Genomic DNA, 20,238 nt, shown 5'->3' with positions numbered 1-20,238 from the left:
CAATCCGGACCCGGGTCACGGGTCGGAAGTCATCGTCCAGGGTAGTATTTGTCCTCATCGAACAACGCGACCCACTCCGGCCGGAAAACGATCAGACCGGCGATCAACATGCCGTTGAGCACCCCTTCGGGCAGGGCGATGAGCGGCACGAACAACCAGAAGGAGTCCTTGACCTCGCCGAAGGAATAGACGCCGCTGCCGGTGAATACCGCCGTCATCACCAGGCCCGACACCAACACGGACAGAATGGCGCCGCCGAAAGCAACCAGGAAGATGAAGACGAAGGGGTTGTAGAGTTCGTTGCGATCCTGCCAGCGCCAGACCAGCCAGGTGGTCAGGATCGGGGCGAGCCCGGAAGTGACGGCGTTGAGCCCCACCCCCTGCCAGGCTTCCTGGCCGACCAGCACCATACCCATTTGGCCAAGCGTGACCACCAGCAGGGCCAGGCGCCAGCCGAACACCAGGTGCAACGCGGTGACCATGAAGAAATGAATGCCCAGCCCCTGATCGACCCCGGCCCGCAGCGACCAGATGATCACCACCAGCACCAGTGAAAAACCGAGTCGATGCTGCAGACCGGCGTCGCCGTGCAGTTGGTTCCAGGGAGCGGTTTTCAGGGCGTAACCGAATGCGATCAGATAGATCACATTAAACACCAGGTACCAACCGGGCGGGAAGAGTTCAGCCGTGAGGTTCATGGGATATCCGTCAGTCGTTTTGCCATGACCCGGGCATCTTCGGCACCCTCGGGCGATGAGTAATAGCCCTTGCGCCGGCCTATGTCCTCGAAGCCAAGGCGCTCATACAGTCGAACGGCGACCTGGTTGCCGGCCCTCACCTCCAGCAGACAGCGGCACTGGCCGGATCGGGCCAGGTCGGCCAACCAGGCTTTCAGTGCCCAGCCCGCATGTCCGCGGCCCTGATGCTCGGCGCCCACAGCCAGATGCAGCAGTGTGGTTTCATCCAGAACACGGTTTTCGACGAGAAAGCCGACGATGTCATCGTCGATCTCGATAGTGAGGACTTGCTGACGCTCGAGAGCCCGTGATAAAGCGGTCTCAGGCCATGAATGGGGACCGGCCGACCGATCGATCGCAGCCAACCGATCCCGATCCGGCACCGATGCGCGAACCAGTCGCCGCATCAGCGCGGCTGGGCCAACGGCCGCAATCGGTTCCAGGCCACCGCCTTTTGTTTCGGGTCGGACAGCATGCGATAGATCGATGGTAAACCGACCCAGGGCAGGCCGTTGTATTCACCCTGGGGTTGCTCCCAGTTTTGCAGTCGCGGCATGACGGCACCGAACGACAGCAATGTTTTCGGCTCGAACTGCCGGATGAACTGGTCGAGTTTTTCATCGACGTAGATCCGGGCCTGTTCGATGCCCTGATCAACACGCGGGTTGGTGAACAAGGGCCAGTGAATGACGTGGTGGGTGCGCACGTCGGACGCGGACACGCCCAGGGCTGACACAATGTTCACCAGTAACTGCTGACCGGATTGGGACGGCTGTTCCATTCCCTTGGCCAGGGAGTCGGTGATCAGAAAGTCCCCGACCACACTCAGAGACAGCACGAAGCGCGGGACGGGCGCGCCCTGCCCCCGAGGTGCGGTGGCGGCTGATCGGGTGGCTTCGACGGGTGTGCCGGTCGGAGGGGTCGGTTCCGGCGTCGGAGCACCCGGGCGCTCCCGGGCTTCCGGCTCGGGTGCCGGGCTCAAAGTCTCGGTCGCCGGGCCGACGCGGGCTTCGGTGTCGTCCAGATCGAAAAGGATCGGTTCTGGCGCGCAGGGCAGACGAACCCGGGGGTACCAGGATTGAATGCCCATCGCGGACAGATAGTGACGGCGGTCCGACTCGCTCAGTCCGGCCGGGGTCTGTTGGCTCATACGGTGATTTGCGGGTGCGCCTTGCGGGGTGAATTGAGCATCAAATTGAGCGCCTTAATATACGCTTTGACCGAGGCCACCACAATGTCGGTATCGCTGCCGGCGCCGTTGACGATACGCCCGCCTTTCTCCAAGCGCACTGAGACCTCGCCCTGGGCTTCGGTACCGGCGGTGATGGCATTGACCGAATAGAGCTGCAGGGTCGTACCGGACTGGACAACGGCGTCGACCGCCTTGAAGCAGGCATCGACCGGTCCGTCGCCCTCGGCGGTCGTGGTCACTTCCTCGCCTTCGATCTCCAGGGTCACGGTCGCCTTTGGCGTGCTCCCCATCTCGCTGGCGCTGGACAGGTGTACCAGGCGGATGCGCTCGGGGACTTCCTGGTCGCGGGCGGTGTCAGACATCAGGGCGTGCAGGTCTTCGTCGTAGATGTCGTGCTTTTTATCGGCCAGAGTCTTGAAGCGGGCGAACGCTTCGATCACCTCGACATCGCTGGGAAAGCTGTAACCCAGTTCCTGCAGACGGGTGCGGAAGGCGTTGCGACCGGAATGCTTGCCGAGCACCATGCGGTTGGTCTTCCAACCGACGTCTTCGGCGGACATGATCTCGTAGGTCTCGCGGTGCTTGAGCACGCCATCCTGGTGAATGCCGGATTCATGTGCGAAGGCGTTGGCACCGACGATGGCCTTGTTCGGCTGCACCGGGAAGCCGGTCACCGAGGCGACCAGCCGCGAGGCGGGAACAATGTGCCGGGTGTCGATGCCGGTGTCGACCGTGAACAGATCCTGGCGTGTACGGACCGCCATGACCACTTCTTCCAGAGCGGCATTGCCCGCCCGTTCGCCGAGGCCGTTGACGGTGCATTCGACCTGGCGGGCGCCGTTGATGACGGCGGACAGGGAGTTGGCGACAGCCAGCCCCAGGTCGTTGTGGCAATGCACGGAAAAGACGGCTTTGCCGCTGTTCGGCACGCGTTCCATGATGGCGCGGATCATCTCGCCAAAGGCTTCGGGGACGGCGTAGCCGACGGTGTCTGGAATGTTGATGGTGGTGGCGCCGCAGTCGATGGCCGCTTCGATGATGCGACACAGGAAGTCGAGCTCGCTGCGGCCGGCGTCCTCGCAGGAGAATTCGACGTCATCGGTGTAGTGCCGTGCCTTGGTGACCGCCCGCCGGGCCTGTGCCAGTACCGCGTCCGGCTCCATCTTAAGCTTGTGCTGCATGTGGATGGGCGAGGTGGCAATGAAGGTGTGGATGCGGGCTCGTTCAGCGCCTTCGAGCGCCCCCGCCGCGGCTTCGATGTCTTTGTCGAGCGCCCGGGCAAGGGAGCAGACGGTGCTGTTGCGAACGGTTCGGGCGATGGCGTTGATGGCGTCAAAGTCGCCCTTGGAGGCGGCGGCGAAGCCGGCTTCGATGACGTCGACGCGCATTTTTTCGAGCATGGTGGCGATGCGGATCTTTTCGTCCCGGGTCATGGAAGCGCCGGGGCTTTGTTCGCCATCGCGGAGGGTGGTATCGAAGATGATGAGGCGGTCGGCGGCTGCGGTCATGATGGTTCTCCGGTGACGTTGGAGCTGATTTTGATGGGTTCAGTGTACACCAGAAACCGGGTTGGGAGGTTGGTTTTGGAGGTACCTATGGTTTGCCGGGAGGCTGAGTTGCAAGGAGCTCATGGTCCGGGCCGACTGGAAGGGAAGCTTATTCGGGGCCGCCGTGAACCCTTCCATGGGGGCTTAGCTTCGGCATCCATGCCTCAGATATCCCCGAATAAGCTTCCCTTCCATTCGTCCCTTAGTGTCATGGATACTCAAACCCCTCCTTGAATGGGATATGCGGCTCTCAAGTAGGGCAGAAGAGCCCCAGGCGACATCTGCCAAGTTGGCAAAGCCCACCCAAAACTCAAAACCACCCTTCCCTCTATGCCTGCTGCTCCGCCCATGCCGTCTCACACAACGCCAACAATCGCTCCCGCGTCATCCGCGACTCCTTCGTCCAGAAAAACGGATAGGTCTTGCGCGGCTCCCGATCGAACCAGAACTTTCCGGACGGCAATTCCGGCCCCTGTGCCAGGCACCAATAGATGGTATCGGCGCCTTCCTCGTTGGTCCTCAGTCGTTTCCCCAGTCGCTCAGAAAACCCAGGTAGGGCTTCTCGTAGCGCATCGGTACCGACCCACCCCGGATGAGAGCAGGAGAAGGTGTATCCGGGATAACGGTGGGCGAGCTCTTCGTTGAGGATGACCTGAGCGCGTTTGGCGTTGGCGTAGCTTTTGACTTTGTCGTAGGGGGCTTCCTGCCAGCAAAGGTCGTCGAGTTCGAGTTTTTGCAGGTACATGCCGCCGCTGGAGGTGATGTGGATCGGGGCGTTCTCCGGCAGGAGGTCCTGTTCGATGCAGCGACGAATCAGCAGGTAGTGGCCGATGACCTGGGAGGCGAAGATGAGGTCATAGTCGTCGTTGACGAGCTTGAGCTGGTCGGGCATGCCGCCGGCGTTGCAGACGAGGCCGTCGAAGCGGTCCAGCGGGGACTGGGTGACGTCAAGGAAGTCGGCCATGTCGAGTTCGATAAAGTCGATGCCTTTGCCGGCGAGGCTGGACCGTTCGAATTTGTCCCGATTGCGGCCGGTGACGGTGACCCGGGCGCCGTTGTCGGCCAGACGTTCGGCGAGGGAGGCGCCGATGCCGCTGGTGCCGCCGGTGACGAGGAACCGCTTGTCGCGGATGTGACGGTTGTCGACCGGTTTGAAGTGGCGCGCGTGGCGGCGATAGCCGCTGCGGTCGAAGGAATACAGAATGCTGTAGTCTTTGAGCGTATCGAACATGACCTGTGGTAATCCTCTGATGTTCCCTTCTGTACGTGCCCGAATCGTGTCCGGGTCACTCCCAAAGGAGGAATAGCCGCCCGTTTTATTGTGTTGTTGGTCAAGGCGGACAGGTTTGTACCAGAGGTCAGTCTGTTTGAACGTTGTTTGTTTCGCAAGTGTTGGACGCTTACCCCCGTCACTCGTGTGAGCCGCGCGCTGGCAGGGTTCCGTGCCAGACTGGCAAGTCCATGTCTTCCGGGTCTTCGTTCGGCCCGCCGGTTCGGGCCTTGAACGAGCCTTCGTCGATGGGGATGCGGATCAGCACTGTCGCTTTGCGTTCCTGGGCGTTCGGCGGACGCACCTTGTCCCAGCGTCCGGCTTCGAGCTGGTTGATGATGGCCTTGAACGCGGCATCGAAAGCGGCGTTGTCGGTCACTTGCTCGCCTCGGCCATACAGTACGACGGAGCGGTAATTGGCGCTGTGGTGGAAGGCCGATTTGGTCATGACCCACTCCTGAGTCTCGGCGAAGGAGATACAGACCAGGTGACCGGCCTGAAGGTGGCGGGCGAGCCGGCCCTTGTTCGCGGTGTGCACAAAGAGGTCGTCGCCATCGCGCCAACAGGTGATGGGGATGGAGCGTGGCTCGCCGTTCTCGACGAAGGCCAGGTGGCCGGTTTTCAGGTCGTCGATTAATCGGTACACCGCTTCGCGGTCGTAGCGCGCCCGCTTGGCGGCCTGCCGAATCCGGCTGCGGGGGCAAAAACCGAGGTCGGTGGTGCTGGCGTCCTGGTGGGTGGTCCGTGGCATGGTTCTCTCCGATGACTTGATTCCGGTCCCATGCTAGTGAAAACTGGTTTTCTGTTTAGACCCACATTCCAATAAATGATGGAACCAGTTAGCGATGCCCCAGGCCCGTTTGGATGATCTTCAGTTGCACCGGTCGATCGATGCGCCGGCGTTACAGTCACAGCTCTACCAGGCGCTCAGTGAGCGGATTTTCCAGGGACGCCTGGTGCCGGGTGATCGCTTGCCGGCCAGTCGCCGTCTGGCTCGGGACCTGAACATCGGCCGCAATACCGTGCTGGCTGTGTACGACCAATTGGCCGCCGAGGGCTTCATCGAACAACAGCCACGCCGGGGTGTCTTCGTGCATCCCCAGTTGCCACTGCTCAAACGACCAGAAACGCCCAGAGTCACTCCCGCTGTATCGCCGCCCAAACCACCGGCGGTGACCCCGCCCTGGCTGAAAGGCCCCGACGGCCCGATGACTCCGCCCGACTGGAACGAACGCAATGCGCCCTTTACGCCCGGCCTGCCGGACCTGAACGCCTTCCCCTTGCGCACCTGGAATCGCCTTCTGCATCATCAGGAAAGCCGTCGGTCACTGATGGGGTACGACGGCCACCAGGGCTTTCCGCCCCTGCGTCGCGCGATTGCGGACTACCTGCGCTCGGCGCGGGGCGTGCGCTGCGAACCGGAGCAGGTCATTGTCACCCAGGGTGCCCAACAGGCCCTGTCGTTGATCGCGGCCCTCTTTCTGGACCGGGGCGACCGGGTGCTGATGGAAGACCCGGGGTATCGCGGCAGCCGTTATGCGCTGCATACCGCCGGAGTGATGTTGGAGCCCATACCGTTGAAGGACGAGGTGCTGGATCTGGAGCGGTTGCCCGACACCACCGAGGCCAAGCTGCTCTACTGCACACCCACCCATCAATACCCCATGGGCGGCATTCTCACGGCCAGTCAGCGACTGCGACTGCTGAACTGGGCCGTGGAACGGGATGTCTGGATCATCGAGGACGATTACGACAGCGAATTTCATTTCTACCAGAAACCCTTCGCGGCATTGCAGGGGCTGATCGATCCCGCGCCAGTGCTCTACCTCGGCAGTTTCAGCAAGACCCTGTTTCCAGGCTTGCGTTTGGGGTATCTGGTGGTGCCACCCCACCTGGTCGGCGCCTTCACCCAACTCAAACGCATCCAGACCGGTGAGACCTCGCCTTTGTTGCAGGCTGTCACGGCCGAGTTCATCGAGGAGGGACACTTCCATCGCCATCTGCGCCGCATGCGACAGCTGTATCAACACAAGTGGGAGCACCTGCAATGGCTGTGTGAGCAATACCTCGAGGGGCTCTACACGCCCATCGCCCAAAGTGCCGGCATGCACCTGGTTCTGGAACGCGATGTGGACGATCGCGCTGTGGCCGCCCGAATGGCCGAGGTCGGATATCGCCCTCTGGCGTTGAGCGAATACGGCCTGGGCGAATCACCGCGACGCGGCCTGGTGGTGGGGTTTGCCAGTGCCGACGAATCGGAATTGCAAACCGGTATTCAACGGTTGGCACAGTTGGGGTAGCGTAAAATTATAAAATATCGAGCTAAAAGGATTACCCAATAATACCAATTAAACTAATGCGTTCCCGATCAACTGCTAGGGTGATCCTCGGGTGTGGTAGTTCGCGGTAATACCCAAAACAAAAACAAAACGAACCAACGGGTATGCTCTTCCTGCACGAACCACCAGTCTCTATCCGATTGGCCGGGATGGCGTGCCCAGACGAGAAGGATCACCTCGATGAAAACCAATCCATTCAGGCTCTCACTGATGGTGCCACTGTTGGCATCGACGATCGCTACGGGCGCCCTGGCGCATGAAGACGCCGTGGCCGATGGCGCGAAACATGACAATAAACACCTGCTTCACGACACCCCATTACCCGATGGCCATGTACCCGCCAACGTGAACTACGGGTTCAGCGTAATCGGGCGCGATACACTGGCCGGCATCTCCTCCGGTCTCTATACCGATGTCTGGGCTCACGATGGTTTCGCCTACATCGGCACCTTTCAGGAACCCGATTGCGATCGGTCCGGGGTCTACATTTCCGATATCCGGGATCCGCAGAACCCGACGACGGTCGGCATGATCAAGTCCCCGCCCAAAACACGCATCAACGATGTCAAAGTCCTGGACATCGATGGGCGTGATGTACTCATACATTCGCTTGAGCCCTGTGGTCCCATCGTCGGCAATGGCCTGGCCCTGGGAGGCGGCAACGGTGGGCATCAGCAGGGACAGGTCGGTGTTTCACTCTGGGATGTCAGCGATCCGGCGAAACCCCACGCCTTGAAACAGAACTTTCTCGACTTCCCGGTCCACAACACCTACCCGTGGACGACAGCCGATGGTCACACCTACATGCTGATTGTCGATGACATCGCCACCGACGATCTCAAGATCGCCGACATTAGCAAACCGCAATCGCCCAAGCTGATCACGACCACCGGCATCGGAACCTGGTTGCAGACAAATCCGGAAATCGCCGCCGATGGTCAGTTGTTCATGGGCAGTTTCGCGGCCTCCCTGCTGCACGACATCTGGGTCAACGACATGGATCCCGGACCGGGTGAAAACTGGCAAGCCGTTTTATCCTATTGGGACGCCGGTTTCATCACACTGGATGTCAACGACCCCTACCATCCGGTCTTCCTGGGCGACTCCACCTATCCGGACCCGGATCCGGTCCACAACATCTCGCCACCGGAAGGCAACGCCCATGCCGCGGTCTTTGGCGGCGCCGGCTTCGACAAGGTGTTTGCCGGCGATGAAGACTTCGACTCCCTGTTCACCGCGGTCACGGTCAATGGTACCGACTATGCCGCGACCCAGGGCAGCGATGTTCCCCAGATCGGCCCGGGCGCCGACATCGAATCGCTGACCGGCCAGACCGCTTTTGTCGGGGAGGCCTGCGGCAATGCCCTGACACCTGCCTCGGAAACCGGCGCCAGTATCGCGGTGATCGAACGGGGCACCTGTGCTTTCACACTGAAAGCCCAAACGGTTCAGGCGGCGGGATACAGTGCCGGTGTCGTTTTCAACCAGGCGGCGGAAGGTCGCTGCGAGGCGACGGTGTCAATGTTGGTGGAAGCTGATATCCCCATGCTGTTTGTTCCCCGCAGCAGCGGTTACGCCATGCTCGGCATCGGCGGCTACGACCCCAGCCTCTGTCCGGACCAGGAAGCCATGAACCCGCCCCTGCCGGCCTTCGATACCCTGGGTGAAATCGCCACGCTGAATGCAGCCTTCGACGGCTGGGGGTATTTCCATGCGCTGAACAACACCAACAGCCTGCGCTCCGTAAAAGTCGGCAAGGACGGCGACACTACCACCGTGGGATATCTGGGCGAGATCGGCTATTACGCGCCAGCCGAAGTCACCGATCCGGAACTGGCCACAGGTGCCGGTGACCTGACCATGCACAATCTGGAGATCGACCCGACCAACCCCGATCGCACCTTCATCAGTTGGTATTCGCTCGGCATGCGCGCCATTGAATGGCGTGAAGGCCATCTGCATACCAACAGCATGGGAGAGGGGGTTGTCTCCTGGAACATGCATGAAGTCGGACGCTTCATCGCCGGTGAAGAATACGGGGATGCAGCCGGTTCCAACTTCTGGGGTATTCATGTCACCGAAATAAATGGCGACCAGTACATCCTCGGGTCGGACCGCAATACCGGATTGTGGATTTTCCAATGGGCCTGCGAAGACGCGACCGACGTGCTCTATTGCAATGCACCCAACTCCCCCTGAAACCAACCCCGGCTGGCGACTTCGGTCGCCAGCCTTGACACCGGGAGTGGTGGGCTCAGGTTCACAGCTTTCGCAGTGGCTGCTAAGGTGAACGGTCACACAGTGACTGGAGAACGCCATGGAACTGAAACGCTATTCTGCTTCCGAGAGCGAAACGGAGCTCGCCACCTTGAATGAGGGGCTCGATAAACCCTGGTCGTTCGAAGACGGCAAATTGACCAAGACCTTCAAGTTCAAGAATTTCGTCGAAGCCTTCGGCTTCATGACCAGCGCCGCCATGGTCGCCGAGAAAAAGAACCATCACCCCGAATGGTTCAATGTCTACAATACGGTGACTATCCAGTTGACCACCCACGATGTGGATGGGCTCTCCCACAAGGATTTCGACCTCGCCACTCGCATGGAAGCACTGGCCACGGGACAGCGCTGATGTCACTGAACGTCTTGTTGAACTGCTTCGGCGAGATTGTCGAAGGGAACTACTACCGGGGCTACTGCCACATCAGCGAGGACACCGAGGAAGACGGTTTTTTCGTCATGGTGTATCGCTCGGACGATCCGGCATCGGAGGTGCTGTTGAGCGAATGGTTTCCGTCGATTCAGGCGGTCAACCATTTTGTCCGTGACCAGGGCTGGGTGATCTACTGGCAGGATCAGGAAACCGAGCTCTAACGGCGGGCACAAATACAGGTTCAGTCCTCCAGCCAGGCCCCCTGGGTGCGGCCGTGTTCGGTTTCCCGGTCATAGCGGTCTTCCAATTGCCGGTAGTCACGCAGGATCTCATACCCGGTTTCGTTGGCCCGGGTCTCCAGTTCCAGGCATGACGCTTCCGGTGGCAGGTTGCGGAGACTGTTCTCGATTTCCCGGCCGGCCCGCAAGCCAAAACCGTAGTGAACCAACTCGTGCTGGTGCAAGGCTTCCCGGTAGCGGTTGAAACGCTCGCGTTGTGAGGGCGTCCCACCGTCCAGTCGCGGCAATTGGATTTCTCCCTGAACCTCTACGGACACCCGGTCGATGCGACACTGGCGATTGGCCGTTTCCCGCCACCAGAAGCGCCATTCCACCCACCACCGGGTATACCCGTGAAAGACCCGACCGGCTTCCAAAATCGGCGATGCCCGGTAGAGGGCGTCACTGATCGACTCGTCGGAACGCGGCTTCACAGGATAGTCACGATAGTCCAGCGATTGCTGAACATCGGCCACGGCATTCAATGCCAAAGCGGCCAGGACACCGACCCACCACCCCCGCCTCATGGGCAGACCTCGGGACGAGCGGCGCAGACGGCATCGCTGGCGATGGATACATCGACCAGATAATACAGGGAGGACAGGCCCAGTTCGATGCGGCCCATGTTGTGAAACACCAGACCCAATGCCAGGTCTTCGGCGCTGAACCGATCGGCGTCTTCGGCCAGCCGGCGCGAGGCGCGGCCGACTTCCCCGTCACCCAACAACGCCTGCATGCGCCCGATGCCGCCGTGGTAGGCCTGAACCAGCAACAGCGAGTAGAGGGATTCCCGCTTTTCATCGGGCAAGGCGCCGAACCGGGACTCGAACACCGGGCGCAGATTGCGATCGTTCTGCTGGTACAGTCGCACCGCGCAATCGACCTGAGCCATTCGATGCAAATGAAACTCTTCGGCGATCTCGCAGTCGGCCAACACTTCCGGGCGCAGTTGCAGCATACCCACCGCGTTCGCCGCCGAGAAACTGCGCTTGCGAGCCCCGCTTTCGATCATGATTTGCCCCAGAAACGCCCGTTTGACCGCGTTTGAGACTTCATAGCCCTGCCGCTGCGCTTTTTCCTCGAACACCTGCAGTACGACGTCGATCAACGGGATCGGGTCATCGGGGCTGCCGGCGGTCATACCGTCCCAGGTTCCCCAGACCCGATCCTCCGGCCGGGCACCGGTCAGGCGGGCGAGCGCCTCTTCGATATCGGCATGAGGGTGGTCGCAACGCAAGGCGAACGGATAGCCGGTCTCATCGGCACCGCCTTCGATCCAGCGATGAACCCGATCCTGTTCGTAAAGGGTATGGCGGACCTCGTTCAGTTTTTCCTGATTGGCGGCCACCGTCTCCAGGTTGTCGAACCAGGTCAGGAAGCGGCCGCGGTGATCGAACAGGATGTGACGGTCGGGTTCGGCACAATAACTTTCCCCGAGCAGGACCCACTCCCGGATCGTTGACAGATTCGAATGGAACCCGTCGGAGAACACATAGGGTGTATCGCGCACGACCTGTATCCAGGGGGCCACCAGGTCCGTGCCCTCGTCTTCGGCCAGGGCGGCCGGACTCAATCCAATGGCCAGTGCCAACATACCCAGGACGCGCTTCATCATGATTCCGGCACAGCCTCATGGCTATAGGGACAGTGCCGACAGGCGTTGCCGCAACACTGTCCACGCTTCCAATGAAACCATTCGGTGAACACCCAGTTGCCATCTTCCAGGTAATAGTCCAGATGCTCGATCAGTGGTTTCCGGTCCCGATAGGGCCGGGCCAGTGCCAGACAAGCCGTTCGATCGAGGGTGTCACAGGTCTCGCGAATGCGCTGTCTGAGCGTTTTTGCCAGGCAGCTTGGACAGACGCAGCTCAGTGACGGATCCGGCGCCATGACCGGGGGAAAATCGTTACACCAGCACCCGGTCGAACCGCCGGCAGCGCAATCGAAAACGGTGCGGCATTCGGAACACGTCTTGTCAGTCATGTCACCGCTTCCTCCTGCTCGTGGTACCAGCGGTCGATCAGGGTTTCCAGGTGATGAATCCCGTCCAACAACAAGGCCGGGCCCGGTTGCAAGATATCGGACGACTTGATTTCGAAAATGTGATGATTGCGAACGGCCGGCAGGTCCTGCCATCCCGGACGGGCGGCCACCTGTTCGGGTCTGAATTTTTTGCCGCACCAGGAACCGATGATGATGTCCGGCTGGCGGCGTACTACCTCAAGAGGGTCGGCGATGATGCGGTCTTTGGCCAGGCTCATCGAAGCCAGTTCGGGAAAGCAATCGTCCCCTCCGGCTATGCGGATGGCTTCGCTGACCCAGCGAATCCCGGTGATGATGGGCTCGTCCCATTCCTCGAAATGAACCCTGGGGCGAAGGGTTCGCCGACGGGTATTCTCTTCGATGATGGCGAGCTTGTGCGCCAGCCGCTCCATTAGCTTCATCGCCTCGTCTTGCTTCCCCACCAGCGCGCCAATGGTGACACAGGCCCGGTAGATCTCCTCGATGGAACGTTGGTTGAACACATGGACGGCAACGCCGTGTCGGATCAGTTCGGCGGCGATGTCGGCCTGGATGTCGGAGAAGCCAAGCACCAGGTCCGGTTTCAGGTCGAGGATCTCGTCGATCTTGGCGCTGGTGAAGGCCGAGACCTTGGGTTTTTCCTTGCGCGCCTGGGGAGGACGGACGGTAAAGCCGGAAATGCCCACAATGCGGTCCTGTTCGCCGAGCAGATACAGCATCTCGGTGGTCTCTTCGGTCAGACAAACGATGCGTTCCGGAAGCCAGGCGTGAGACATGAGTGGTGATCCAGTTGAGAGAGACAACCTCATCCTACTCAAGGAACCGGCAAGATTGAATGCCGATCGGCTTCAGACACCCTTCTGTCGCGTAAAAAAAACCCCGGACAAGCCGGGGTATCAAGCACTCACTTTGCTGGGTTGCCTACTGCGCGGCTACAAACTCACTGTAGACGCCGTCGGTATCGAAGGTGGCGATCTGGAATTCGTAATCGCCCGCTGTCAGGTCGGTGAACAGATGTTGGTCCGCAGATCCGTCGTTGATGGTGACGGACTGGTATTCCTCGCCGGCCAGGCGGTACCGGATCTCGTAGCCGCCGATCTCGTTCACGTCCAGGGTTTCACCGTTTTCCCGTTCCAGGGGTGTGTTCCAGTACAAGGTGACATCCATTGTATCGACCGGATCGGGCTCTGGTTGCGGTTCGGGCTCCGGTTCAGGTTCCGGGTCGGTGTTCGTACCCACGGTCATGGTAGCGCTGGCTACCTGGACGCCATCCAGTTCGGCCGTAATGGTGTTCTGGCCTTCTCTGAAATCGGTCATGACCTGGGCATTGGCACTGCTATCGCTACCGCCTTGTATGTCATAGGGATATCCCCACTCGGTCTGGATGAGAGACCCATTGATGTAAAAGCGAATCGCACCGACATCCACACCGCTGGTATCCAGGAAGAAATAGTAGGTACCACTGACATCGAAGGATTCACCTTCCACCGTCGCCGGACTGCTCCGATCTGAGACGGTTGAGAATACCAGGCTGTAACTGGGTGTCGGTTCCGGCTCGGGTTCGGGATCCGGTGTCGGTTCAGGGTCCGGCGTCGGTTCGGGGTCCGGTGTCGGCTCGGGGTCCGGTGTCGGCTCGGGGTCGGTGGTCACTACCTCCAGATTGAATTCGGAATTGGAAACAATTTCGCCATCGATTTTAGCGATGAGGTTGTTGCTGCCTTCAGTGAATACGCTCATGTCCTGAACATTGGCGGCCAATTGGCTGCCACCGTTCAAATCGTACGGATAAGTGGAGTCCGAATTGACATGAGTACCGTTGATGAAAAATTGAACTGTGCCGGCGGTGGTATCGGCAGTGTCCAAGTAAAAATAATACTGACCGTCGGATGCAAGCGCCGCGTTCTGCACGCTGGAGCCAGCGGACCGATCGGCCTGCAATGAATATGACAGGGTGTAACTGTCAGCGCCGCTCCCGGATCCAAATGGGAATTGCGAAGTTCCATCTTCGATTTGGCATCCTGCCAGCGCCACACTGGCGAGCACCGAAATTGAGAGTGTGAACTTCTTCATAATGATTTGACCATGCCTTTCGTGTGATGAGTGAAGATGCAGGGCATGGTACGGGAGGATGGTTTTAATAAATGTGCGGTACTTCTAATCGTATTTTTTATTACAGAAACGACTAAGATTGACGAATTAGGGCCTTTTCACAGTCAAAATGATGTCATTTTTGCTTCGAACGAAGTGCCAATTTCTAGTCCATCACAATCCGGATCCCGATCTGATCACAACTTTCCTGTGATGAATTGACGCATTCAGGTTATGAACAATGTCCAGTGACAATTTTCACTTTGTATTATTGTGAGCAACCGCACAGTGACGGAAAGTCGTCGGTTGTTGCTTCGCGATTTTCTTGAACCTCAACTCGGTTTGACCCGGTCATAGACTTGGTCGACAATCATTGAAAACGTTACCAAGCCGTTCGTTTCTGCCTGGAGGCCATACATGCCCGGTTTCAATGACATCCTGGTCCGTCGTGACTGGGAAAATCCGCTGGTGACCAGCGCTCATCGACTGACCGCCCACAGTCCGCTGTTCGCCTACACGGATGCCACCCAAGCACTGGCCGGACAAAAGTCCCCCCATCGGCGCTCGCTCAACGGTCACTGGGATTTCGTACTGTATGATCGCCCCGAAGCCGTGGATCCGGCCTTTCTGACCAACAAGCGTCCGCCGGCGGAAGCCACGGCCATCGAGGTCCCGTCCAATTGGCAGTGTCAGGGGTTCGACCGGCCGATCTACACCAATGTCCAGTACCCGTTCGAGGTCGACCCACCCCGGGTGCCACAGGACAACCCCACCGGTTGCTATGCCACCACCTTTTCCTTGACGGACAAGGACCTCGAACGTGACATTCGCGTCTGTTTTGACGGGGTCAATTCAGCGTTTCACCTGTGGTGCAACGGGGCCTGGGTGGGCTACAGCCAGGACAGCCGGTTGCCGGCGGAATTCGACCTGACACCCCATGTTCAGGCCGGCGACAACCGACTGGCCGTCATGGTGTTGCGCTGGTCCGACGGCAGCTATCTGGAAGATCAGGACATGTGGTGGCTGAGCGGCCTCTTTCGAGACATCGATGTGTTGCTCAAACCCAAACGCGCCATCGAGGATGTGTCGATTCGCACCGAACTCGACGCCGCCTACCGCGACGCCGATCTGGTCGTTCAGACCCGCGTCAACGACCCGGACACCCAGGTACGCATCCAGTTGTTCGACGGCCACACCCCGGTCACGGATGAGGTGGTCGCCATGCCCGGCAACACCGAAGTCGACGAACGCGGCGCCTTTCGCGACCGGGCCGACCATCGCATCCCGATTCAAGAACCCAGGCTCTGGTCAGCTGAAACCCCCCACCTCTATCGACTGGTAGTCTGCCTGGAGGATTTGGACGGACGTTTGCTGGACGTTGAAGCCTACGATGTCGGTTTCCGGTCGGTCGAGATTCGCGATGGCCTGTTGCGTGTCAACGGCCAGCCGGTTCTGATCCGGGGCGTCAATCGCCACGAACACGAACCCGAACGAGGTCATGCCGTAACCCGCGAGAGCATGGAAGCCGACATTCGGTTGATGAAGCAATACAACTTCAACGCCGTGCGTACCGCCCACTACCCCAACCATCCCGACTTTTACCGGCTGTGCGATCGCTACGGTCTCTATGTCGTCGACGAAGCCAATTTGGAAACCCACGGCATGGATCCGTCGAGCCGACTGTCCGACGACCCGGCCTGGCTGAACGCCTATATGGAACGCGCCACTCGCATGGTGCTGCGCGATCGCAACCACCCGTCGATCATTATCTGGTCGCTCGGCAACGAATCCGGCCTCGGCGCCAACCACCACGCCATGTACCAGTGGATCAAGCAGACCGACCCGAGCCGCCCGGTGCAATACGAAGGCGGTGGCGCCGACACCCCGGCAACCGACATTATCTGCCCGATGTACGCCCGCGTGAAAACCGATCTGACCCGGCCTATTTCCGTACCCAAGTGGGCCATCCAGAAATGGATCGGCCTGCCCGGCGAGGACCGCCCGCTGATCCTGTGCGAGTACGCCCATGCCATGGGCAACAGCCTGGGCAGTTTCGACGACTACTGGCGCGCCTTCCGCCAATACCCCCGCCTGCAGGGCGGCTTTATCTGGGACTGGGTCGACCAGGGTCTGACCCGAACCAGCGACGACGGCCAGACCTACTGGGCCTACGGCGGCGATTTCGGCGACGAGCCCAACGACCGCCAATTCTGCATCAATGGTCTCATTTTTCCGGACCGGACCCCGCACCCGACCCTGTTCGAAGCCAAACGCGCCCAGCAATTCTTTCAGTTCGCACTGAACAGTACCCGGCCGCTGACGGTGACCGTCACCAGCGAATACCTGTTCCGGGCGACCGACAACGAACAGTTGCACTGGACCCTGACCGAGGACGGCTATGTGATCGCCCAGGACGAATGGCCGCTCGACCTGGCTCCGGGCGCCAGCATCGAATTGACGCTGGCCTCCGACCCACCCGAACCACAACCGGGAAGCGACTACCACCTGACCCTGTGGATCGATCAACCCCAACCCACCACTTGGTCCGATGCCGGCCACGAAGTCGCCCGAGCTCAGTTCGAGTTGCCCTCTGCCCGGACGCTGCCCGACCGCCCCCTCGCCCAAGGTCCGGCACCGACAGCCGAGGTCAGCGACGATCACCTGATCATCGAAGCCGGTACCGCCCGCTTCCGGTTCGACCGTCATGAAGGCCTGCTGACGGACTGGAGGCACCGGGATCAACCGTTACTGCGCAAACCAATGACCGACAACCTATGGCGCGCCCCGCTGGACAACGACATCGGCGTCAGCGAAGCGGCCAACGTCGACCCCAATGCCTGGTCGGCCCGGTGGGCGATGGCGGGTCTGGATCGGCTGGAGCGAACCTCCGAGGGGCTGACCTGGGTCGAGGGCGACACGGATGTGGAGATCACCACCGTCCAGGCGTTGCAAGCCGATGGCCACACGGTGGCGCGCAGTTACTGGACCTATGTCATTTCGGAGGATGGCACTCTGACGGTGACGGTCGATCTGGACGTAGCCCCGGGCCTGCCCCCACTGGCCCGCGTTGGTCTCGAATTCGTATTGGTGGAGCGTCCTGAAGAGGCTTACTGGTACGGCCGCGGGCCGCACGAGAATTACCCGGATCGCAAGCTGTCAGCCGACATCGGTCGCCACCGGGAGACGATTGAAGCGTTGCATACGCCCTATATTTTCCCGAGCGAAAACGGCCTGCGTTGCGACACCCGAGAATTATCCGTCGGTCCCGTTACCATCACCGGTGAGTTTCATTTCGGCGTCAGCCGCTACAGTCAGGCAACCCTGGCCAAGGCCAAACACACTCATGAGCTGACGGAAGACGAAGGTATCTACATCCGACTCGACGCCCACCACATGGGTGTCGGCGGAGACGATTCCTGGAGCCCCAGCGTTCACCCCGAGTACCTGCTCACCGCGCGTCACTACAACTACAGTTTGACGTTTGTTGCCAATGGGTAGCGAATTGGGTGCCAGGAATTGACTGGGTAGACTGTGGCTTAATTACCTTCGGTGCCATGGGTCCGCACCCGGTGCCGGGGGTAGCCTATTCGGGGTCGCTGTGAATACATCCATGTAAGCTAGACGGCAGCATCCATGCTGCCGACTTCCCCGAATAGGCCACCCCCCGGCACCGGTCGCTTGAATCGTGCCACCGTAGACACCGCTTTCCCTAATTTTTCGTAGGGTGGGCACCCAACATTCCACAAGCTCAACCGTCAAGAAGCGGGCAAGACAGAAAACCGAATGGGCAGTCCTTTCTTGGGATGCCACACCGGGGCTTTTTGCCATTTGACGGGGATGCGGGTATCGCGTTCGATGCGGAACATTTTCAGCAGGTAGAAGAGGATCATCTTGACCTCCATCTCCGCGAAATGCATTCCGATGCACTTGTGGGCGCCGCCACTGAACGGGGCGAACAGGAACGGATGCTGTTTGTCTTCCTCGCGGCCCGGTGCGAACCGTTCCGGGTCGAAGACCTCCGGGTTTTTCCAGTATTCCGGCAGATAATGATTGTGAACCGGGGAGACGGACACCACGGTGTTCGCCGGGATGCGATAACCGTTGTAGATCACCTCGTGCTTTGAACGTCTCGGGATGACGGCGCCCGGGGTGAACATGCGCAGCACTTCCTTGAACGCCCAGGACGTCTGGCGCAGCTCCGGCAAGTCCGCGTAGCTCAAGGTTTGGTAAGGCCGGAATTCCTCGCGTAATCTGTCCTGCCACTCGGGGTATTCGGTCAGGGCATACATTAGGCTGGTCAGGGCGCTGCTGGTGGTGTCCTGAGCGGCCATCAGCATGAAGATCATGTGGTCGGCAATGTTCTGGTCGCTGAAATCGTTGCCGTCTTCGTCCTTGGCCTGACACAGCTGGGCGAAGAGGTTGCCACTGACGTCCTGGCGTTTTTCCGCGACCTTGTCCAGGAAATAGGATTCAAGAAAGGCGCGACCTTTCAGACCACGATTGTATTTTGTGCCCGGTATGGGTTTGCGCACGATCGCCATGGTCGCTTCGACGGTGTTGCGAAAGGCTTTCTGCAATTGGTCGATCCGGTTCGGGTCGGATTCGCCGATGAAGACACGGGATCCGATTTCCAGCAGGGCCTGGCGGGAATACTCGGAAAACTCCACCTCGCCCTGGGTCGGGATCTGGCTGAACAGTCGTGGCATGACATCGGCCATCAGCGACTGGTACCGCACCATGGCTTCCTTCTTGAATGCGGATTGCATGATGCGCCGGTGATACCGATGCTCGTCGTCGTCTTTCAGCATCAAGCCACGGGGGAAGAGATCACCGACGAAACTTTCCCAACCGAGTTTGGTGGAGAAGTGGTTGCCACTGTCCTGCAACAGGAACTGACAGGCGTCCGGACCGGTCAGGCGGATCCAGGTTTCACCGAGAAAGCGGGTGGAGAACACCTCGCCATAGGCGTCCGTCTTGCGATCGAAAAAGGTCTGGATGTCCTTGAGAACTTCAAGCGTGTGGCCGATCAGGGGCCAACCCTTGTCGCCCGGGATTTCCCGCCCGGCGGCCTGGCTGATTTGACTGCTCATACTGCAACTCCTTGACTGACGAACCGCGCCAATCGGGCATTCAGGAACCGCCTGAGAGGTCGCGGGATGCTGAACCAGCTTGGTCCCGAAACATAATGACGTAAAGTCATACTGTTCCAGGCTGTGATCCATTTCAGGTTTTGCAGTATGCCTTTACGAACAGGAAAAGTCCCCTTCGGCACGCCAGAGCATCTCGGCCATCAGGCGATAGGTGGCGTCATAGGGGCTGAAGGGATGCGCGTCGTGACCCGGATCCTGTCCGGACGGGTAACGATAGAAGGCATCGCCCCGGTTGATCAGCGAAGTGCGAAACTGCGGCCAGGTGTCGTCGGCGGTGAATACGCCGGCGTTGCCGTTACCGTGGCAACGTTCACAGCTGCCCCGCAGAATCGGCTGCAGTTCGGACTCGTAAGTGGCTTGATTGGACTGGCAGGACGCCAACGTTATCGTTTGCGAGAACGACTCGCTCCGCCAGCGGTCCCCTTTCATCGCCACCACTTCGACGTTCATCTCGCCACTCCGCTCGATCATCACCGGCACCTTGCGGAACACCGAGTCCTCACAGACGGTGACTGCCGGTAATACCTGACAGGACCTGGGGATCGCCTCCTCTTTCACCAGGTAGCCATCGACATACACCTGGACGTCGGCCTCGGTCGGCAGTTCCGTCTCCAGCACCACCATAACCGGCCCGGGCGTCCGCTCGGTGAAGCGAATGCCGCTGATGTCCAGCGGCAGCGTGGCATCGCCTTCGGTCGTACCCGAGACCGGATCCGATTCGTCCTGTTCCTGTACATCGCCCGGCACCGCCGGGTTACAGCCCGCCAGCCCTGCGATGCAAAGACCCCACAACAACCAGCGCATGCGCTACTCCTCAGCTTTATTTCTCATTAGAGGCAGCATTCCACAAAAACGCGTCACGCACCGAGACCGGCCTCTCAGTTTCAACGACTTGACCTTCCAGCCCGGGAACGCGCCACCCTGCCAAAAGTCACAATCTGAACAATCATAACTTTACAATCATA

Annotated in this window: 19 protein-coding genes; 6 read left to right on the top strand and 13 right to left on the bottom strand. The window is 59.9% G+C overall.

Annotated elements, in window-relative coordinates; translation table 11 throughout:
* Nucleotides 1–29 precede the first annotated feature (29 nt).
* From IE111_RS13950 to IE111_RS13925, 6 genes are all read right to left on the bottom strand, one after another.
* Nucleotides 30–698 (bottom strand): energy-coupling factor ABC transporter permease, encoded by a 669-nt coding sequence (locus IE111_RS13950; RefSeq protein WP_189609733.1) that lies wholly within the window; start codon nucleotides 696–698, stop codon nucleotides 30–32.
* Nucleotides 695–1,144 carry a ribosomal protein S18-alanine N-acetyltransferase gene (rimI, locus tag IE111_RS13945; protein WP_189609725.1) on the bottom strand — a complete coding sequence of 150 codons (450 nt, stop codon included), beginning with the start codon at nucleotides 1,142–1,144 and terminating at the stop codon, nucleotides 695–697. Before rimI ends, IE111_RS13950 begins: the two co-directional genes overlap by 4 nt.
* On the bottom strand, nucleotides 1,144–1,887 hold the full coding sequence (locus IE111_RS13940; protein WP_189609717.1) for a hypothetical protein: 744 nt from the start codon (nucleotides 1,885–1,887) through the stop codon (nucleotides 1,144–1,146). The genes rimI and IE111_RS13940 overlap by 1 nt, the downstream gene beginning before the upstream one ends.
* Nucleotides 1,884–3,437 carry a 2-isopropylmalate synthase gene (locus IE111_RS13935; protein ID WP_189609715.1) on the bottom strand — a complete coding sequence of 518 codons (1,554 nt, stop codon included), beginning with the start codon at nucleotides 3,435–3,437 and terminating at the stop codon, nucleotides 1,884–1,886. The genes IE111_RS13940 and IE111_RS13935 overlap by 4 nt, the downstream gene beginning before the upstream one ends.
* Nucleotides 3,438–3,804: 367 nt before the next feature.
* A complete protein-coding gene (locus tag IE111_RS13930; RefSeq protein WP_189609713.1) occupies nucleotides 3,805–4,707 on the bottom strand; it encodes an SDR family NAD(P)-dependent oxidoreductase in 903 nt (300 codons plus the stop codon).
* A 178-nt stretch (nucleotides 4,708–4,885) separates the two neighbouring features.
* Nucleotides 4,886–5,497: a pyridoxamine 5'-phosphate oxidase family protein gene (locus tag IE111_RS13925; RefSeq protein ID WP_189609711.1), complete on the bottom strand. Its 612-nt coding sequence runs from the start codon at nucleotides 5,495–5,497 to the stop codon at nucleotides 4,886–4,888.
* Nucleotides 5,498–5,591: 94 nt separating this feature from the next.
* On the opposite strand from IE111_RS13925, the gene pdxR reads away from it, so the two are divergent.
* The 4 genes from pdxR (at nucleotide 5,592) to IE111_RS13905 (ending at nucleotide 9,956) form a co-directional block, all read left to right on the top strand.
* Nucleotides 5,592–7,046, top strand: a complete 1,455-nt coding sequence (pdxR, locus tag IE111_RS13920) for a MocR-like pyridoxine biosynthesis transcription factor PdxR (protein ID WP_189609709.1) — start codon at nucleotides 5,592–5,594, stop codon at nucleotides 7,044–7,046.
* Nucleotides 7,047–7,265: 219 nt separating this feature from the next.
* Nucleotides 7,266–9,284, top strand: coding sequence for a PA domain-containing protein (locus tag IE111_RS13915; protein ID WP_189609707.1), 2,019 nt, complete (start codon nucleotides 7,266–7,268; stop codon nucleotides 9,282–9,284).
* A 118-nt stretch (nucleotides 9,285–9,402) separates the two neighbouring features.
* Nucleotides 9,403–9,714, top strand: a complete 312-nt coding sequence (locus IE111_RS13910; RefSeq protein ID WP_189609705.1) for a 4a-hydroxytetrahydrobiopterin dehydratase — start codon at nucleotides 9,403–9,405, stop codon at nucleotides 9,712–9,714.
* A complete protein-coding gene (locus tag IE111_RS13905; RefSeq protein WP_189609703.1) occupies nucleotides 9,714–9,956 on the top strand; it encodes a hypothetical protein in 243 nt (80 codons plus the stop codon). The genes IE111_RS13910 and IE111_RS13905 overlap by 1 nt, the downstream gene beginning before the upstream one ends.
* A 20-nt stretch (nucleotides 9,957–9,976) precedes the next feature.
* Here IE111_RS13905 and IE111_RS13900 read toward each other — a convergent pair whose 3' ends face one another.
* From IE111_RS13900 to IE111_RS13880, 5 genes are all read right to left on the bottom strand, one after another.
* Complete coding sequence (locus IE111_RS13900; protein ID WP_189609701.1) at nucleotides 9,977–10,540, bottom strand: DUF922 domain-containing protein; 564 nt, start codon at nucleotides 10,538–10,540, stop codon at nucleotides 9,977–9,979.
* Nucleotides 10,537–11,628, bottom strand: coding sequence for a hypothetical protein (locus IE111_RS13895; protein WP_189609698.1), 1,092 nt, complete (start codon nucleotides 11,626–11,628; stop codon nucleotides 10,537–10,539). The genes IE111_RS13900 and IE111_RS13895 overlap by 4 nt, the downstream gene beginning before the upstream one ends.
* On the bottom strand, nucleotides 11,625–11,996 hold the full coding sequence (locus IE111_RS13890) for a C1orf53 family protein (protein ID WP_189609696.1): 372 nt from the start codon (nucleotides 11,994–11,996) through the stop codon (nucleotides 11,625–11,627). The genes IE111_RS13895 and IE111_RS13890 overlap by 4 nt, the downstream gene beginning before the upstream one ends.
* Nucleotides 11,993–12,811 carry a cobalamin-binding protein gene (locus tag IE111_RS13885; protein WP_189609695.1) on the bottom strand — a complete coding sequence of 273 codons (819 nt, stop codon included), beginning with the start codon at nucleotides 12,809–12,811 and terminating at the stop codon, nucleotides 11,993–11,995. The genes IE111_RS13890 and IE111_RS13885 overlap by 4 nt, the downstream gene beginning before the upstream one ends.
* Nucleotides 12,812–12,956: 145 nt before the next feature.
* Entirely contained in the window at nucleotides 12,957–13,772 is an 816-nt protein-coding gene (locus tag IE111_RS13880; RefSeq protein WP_189609693.1) for a fibronectin type III domain-containing protein, read from the bottom strand.
* Nucleotides 13,773–13,841: 69 nt separating this feature from the next.
* On the opposite strand from IE111_RS13880, the gene IE111_RS24645 reads away from it, so the two are divergent.
* On the top strand, nucleotides 13,842–13,976 hold the full coding sequence (locus IE111_RS24645) for a hypothetical protein (protein WP_268245031.1): 135 nt from the start codon (nucleotides 13,842–13,844) through the stop codon (nucleotides 13,974–13,976).
* Between the two features lie 564 nt (nucleotides 13,977–14,540).
* A complete protein-coding gene (locus IE111_RS13875; RefSeq protein ID WP_189609692.1) occupies nucleotides 14,541–17,621 on the top strand; it encodes a beta-galactosidase in 3,081 nt (1,026 codons plus the stop codon).
* A gap of 257 nt (nucleotides 17,622–17,878) precedes the next feature.
* Here IE111_RS13875 and IE111_RS13870 read toward each other — a convergent pair whose 3' ends face one another.
* Nucleotides 17,879–19,213: a cytochrome P450 gene (locus IE111_RS13870; RefSeq protein ID WP_189609690.1), complete on the bottom strand. Its 1,335-nt coding sequence runs from the start codon at nucleotides 19,211–19,213 to the stop codon at nucleotides 17,879–17,881.
* Between the two features lie 153 nt (nucleotides 19,214–19,366).
* A complete protein-coding gene (locus IE111_RS13865; RefSeq protein ID WP_189609688.1) occupies nucleotides 19,367–20,077 on the bottom strand; it encodes a hypothetical protein in 711 nt (236 codons plus the stop codon).
* Between the last annotated feature and the right edge of the window lie 161 nt (nucleotides 20,078–20,238).

Source organism: Saccharospirillum salsuginis, assembly GCF_014651855.1.
Lineage (GTDB): Bacteria > Pseudomonadota > Gammaproteobacteria > Pseudomonadales > Natronospirillaceae > Saccharospirillum > Saccharospirillum salsuginis.
Note: the sequence above shows the minus strand (reverse complement) of the source record. Positions and strands in the feature narration are given on the sequence as shown.

Coding starts and splice junctions, on each gene's coding strand:
- IE111_RS13950 (WP_189609733.1), bottom strand. CDS start 698: ATGAACCTCACGGCTGAACTCTTCCCGCCCGGTTGGTACCTGGTGTTT.
- rimI (WP_189609725.1), bottom strand. CDS start 1,144: ATGCGGCGACTGGTTCGCGCATCGGTGCCGGATCGGGATCGGTTGGCT.
- IE111_RS13940 (WP_189609717.1), bottom strand. CDS start 1,887: ATGAGCCAACAGACCCCGGCCGGACTGAGCGAGTCGGACCGCCGTCAC.
- IE111_RS13935 (WP_189609715.1), bottom strand. CDS start 3,437: ATGACCGCAGCCGCCGACCGCCTCATCATCTTCGATACCACCCTCCGC.
- IE111_RS13930 (WP_189609713.1), bottom strand. CDS start 4,707: ATGTTCGATACGCTCAAAGACTACAGCATTCTGTATTCCTTCGACCGC.
- IE111_RS13925 (WP_189609711.1), bottom strand. CDS start 5,497: ATGCCACGGACCACCCACCAGGACGCCAGCACCACCGACCTCGGTTTT.
- pdxR (WP_189609709.1), top strand. CDS start 5,592: ATGCCCCAGGCCCGTTTGGATGATCTTCAGTTGCACCGGTCGATCGAT.
- IE111_RS13915 (WP_189609707.1), top strand. CDS start 7,266: ATGAAAACCAATCCATTCAGGCTCTCACTGATGGTGCCACTGTTGGCA.
- IE111_RS13910 (WP_189609705.1), top strand. CDS start 9,403: ATGGAACTGAAACGCTATTCTGCTTCCGAGAGCGAAACGGAGCTCGCC.
- IE111_RS13905 (WP_189609703.1), top strand. CDS start 9,714: ATGTCACTGAACGTCTTGTTGAACTGCTTCGGCGAGATTGTCGAAGGG.
- IE111_RS13900 (WP_189609701.1), bottom strand. CDS start 10,540: ATGAGGCGGGGGTGGTGGGTCGGTGTCCTGGCCGCTTTGGCATTGAAT.
- IE111_RS13895 (WP_189609698.1), bottom strand. CDS start 11,628: ATGATGAAGCGCGTCCTGGGTATGTTGGCACTGGCCATTGGATTGAGT.
- IE111_RS13890 (WP_189609696.1), bottom strand. CDS start 11,996: ATGACTGACAAGACGTGTTCCGAATGCCGCACCGTTTTCGATTGCGCT.
- IE111_RS13885 (WP_189609695.1), bottom strand. CDS start 12,811: ATGTCTCACGCCTGGCTTCCGGAACGCATCGTTTGTCTGACCGAAGAG.
- IE111_RS13880 (WP_189609693.1), bottom strand. CDS start 13,772: ATGAGCGTATTCACTGAAGGCAGCAACAACCTCATCGCTAAAATCGAT.
- IE111_RS24645 (WP_268245031.1), top strand. CDS start 13,842: ATGAGTACCGTTGATGAAAAATTGAACTGTGCCGGCGGTGGTATCGGC.
- IE111_RS13875 (WP_189609692.1), top strand. CDS start 14,541: ATGCCCGGTTTCAATGACATCCTGGTCCGTCGTGACTGGGAAAATCCG.
- IE111_RS13870 (WP_189609690.1), bottom strand. CDS start 19,213: ATGAGCAGTCAAATCAGCCAGGCCGCCGGGCGGGAAATCCCGGGCGAC.
- IE111_RS13865 (WP_189609688.1), bottom strand. CDS start 20,077: ATGCGCTGGTTGTTGTGGGGTCTTTGCATCGCAGGGCTGGCGGGCTGT.